Source organism: Sporomusa sp. (assembly GCF_057736855.1).
The window spans coordinates 1,007-3,057 of sequence record NZ_JBYKYF010000335.1; the positions used below are offsets into that span (position 1 = coordinate 1,007).

Genomic DNA, 2,051 nt, shown 5'->3' on the forward strand with positions numbered 1-2,051 from the left:
GATCATTACCATTCACCGAATCTACAGAGGAAGGAACGCTAGCTGTACTAGCCAAGGGCCTATTGCCAAGGCCGTGGGCTTGCGTAGTATCGGCCAAATGCGCAGCAAGGTCCGCTGCGCTGGCCGCTCCTATATCAGCCGGGGCCAGGGCGTCCGCGCCCCCGGTGGCGTGGGTATTTTTATGGGCGCTCGGCGTAAAGCTGGAAGGCTTGTCCGGGATGTCCGCCCAGGCAGGGAGTTGATCCGTCCTGCTGGTTTTCGCTAAATAATAACTCCCTGAGGCACCATGAGTTTGGATAGCCCCTCCGTGGGCATCAACTTTAGCTTGTGCACCGTTCGGTGTTTCAGCTCCTATGTCTGCTGGGGCCAGTGGATCAGCACCACCAGAGGCATGACGGCTAGCGTGTGATTCAAAATCAGCCTGAGTAACGTATATTTCCGATCCCAGGGTAGCAGATATATTGGATGCATTTCCAATAAGGGTAATAACGTTAATATATCTTTCTACTATGTCAGGGCCTCCGCCAGCAGGAATGTATTCAGCATTTGCACCAGCATTCCCGTAGCAGTAAAGTATTTCACCTTCTTGAGGATCTTGGGCGAAAACTCCGAGCTCCCGCCAATAAAAGCCCGTAATAATATCTGTATTAGAGAAGTAACTACGAAGTTTGGCCTTTCCTCCAGCCAGCGTTTGAAGGCCTAATATCGTCAGCTCTTTTTTTGTACTGATCAGGTCGGTTAAATCCACAATACTTTGCCCACTAAGGCTCCCGTCGCCTATTTTTATTTTGGTAAAGTTTAACTGCACACCGGTTTGAGCTTTCGCTTGCAAATTCCTTCCTTTGTTTGTAAGGATAAGGCCGCCGAAAGCACCCATTTAAACCACCTGCCTTATCTCTTGATAATCTGCAATGTGGACCGCATTACCAAAGTACATATTGAGCTCATCAGTTGCTGTAATTTCTATGGCCTCAAGAACAGATCGAGCATTCTTGACGGATTCAACAGCTCTTGTAAACCGTTGAACATCCGTGGTTGTTGCTGAAGTATTAGTGGTTAATACCTTAAAATGATACGGCTGGCCGCCGTATTCAAACCACTCCTGAACCTCCCCGTCCCCAAAAATGGCTGTAACCAGTTCTTCAACTGCCGCTGGTGTTCCCTTGCGACGGTGCCAGTCTAAAGTGCCCTTTACCAGGGAACGTTTCTGGTCCAGCGGGAGATCTGGCTCGTAAAAATCAACATGAAACTGCCAGGCCAGCTGATCGATTGCCGGCTCAGGCAGCTCATCTATCCTGGCTAAAAGCAGGCATTGATCCACTGCAGCTGTTATGGCTTGCAATTCGCCATCCAGGGCCTGGGCAGCGGAGCTAACTTTGGGGTCTTTAGCAATGTTTGGGGGTAGTATATCGGCCAGCCGGATATTCCTGATACTAGTCATCTTCCAGGCCCCCATAGGTGACTGTGATCGTTCCGACGATAGCTACTTGGGCAGGTGTAACCGCAGTAAAAGCGGGCGAGATGATATTTACCCGTTTTGCGCCAGCAGCCATCACCCTAGCAGTCAGTTCTGAGGGATTAATATCCCGGCCCAATTTAGACCTTTGCCAGGCCACGTAATCATCTACTGCCTTATTTACTGCTTCCTGTATGCCTGACGCTATGGCGGCATTTGCCTGGGCTATATAATAAGTCAGTTCTATGTTATAGTAGACCACTTCAGGAGCTAAAACTACCACCTGGTCAGTAAGCGGCCTGATGCGCTTATCGTTGCAAACCGCAGCAACGGCGTCCAATATCTCCTGCCCGGGGATCTGGCCATTCTCTAGCAGGGGGCGGATTTCAATTTGCCCCGGTGCCGGCGAAGTAACCGATACATCAACAATAGACTGATGCGCTGTCCGGGCCCAATACCGGTATCCTTCTTCTGGCCCGGCCACAGAATAGCCCTCGGGGGCCTGACGGTTACGCTCACGGAAAGCATCGTCAGACTCGACGTCAGCGCCGCCCGAGCTTACGGTAATGTTCTCAACCCTTTGGATCCATGGCAG

At 50.9% G+C, this 2,051-nt stretch carries 3 protein-coding genes; all 3 read right to left on the minus strand.

Annotated elements, in window-relative coordinates; all coding sequences use genetic code 11:
* Positions 1 to 877: phage tail protein (locus tag AC29Z1_RS15740; RefSeq protein WP_488272403.1), on the minus strand; the 877-nt coding region annotated here is incomplete at its 3' end.
* A complete protein-coding gene (locus AC29Z1_RS15745; RefSeq protein WP_488272404.1) occupies positions 878 to 1,441 on the minus strand; it encodes a phage tail protein I in 564 nt (187 codons plus the stop codon).
* Positions 1,434 to 2,051 (minus strand): baseplate assembly protein (locus AC29Z1_RS15750; RefSeq protein ID WP_488272405.1); only part of this gene is annotated, 618 nt, incomplete at its 5' end. The genes AC29Z1_RS15750 and AC29Z1_RS15745, both read right to left, overlap by 8 nt.

What these genes read in the sequence shown, in the direction of transcription:
- AC29Z1_RS15745 (WP_488272404.1), bottom strand. Translation starts at nt 1,441, where the DNA reads ATGACTAGTATCAGGAATATCCGGCTGGCCGATATACTACCCCCAAAC.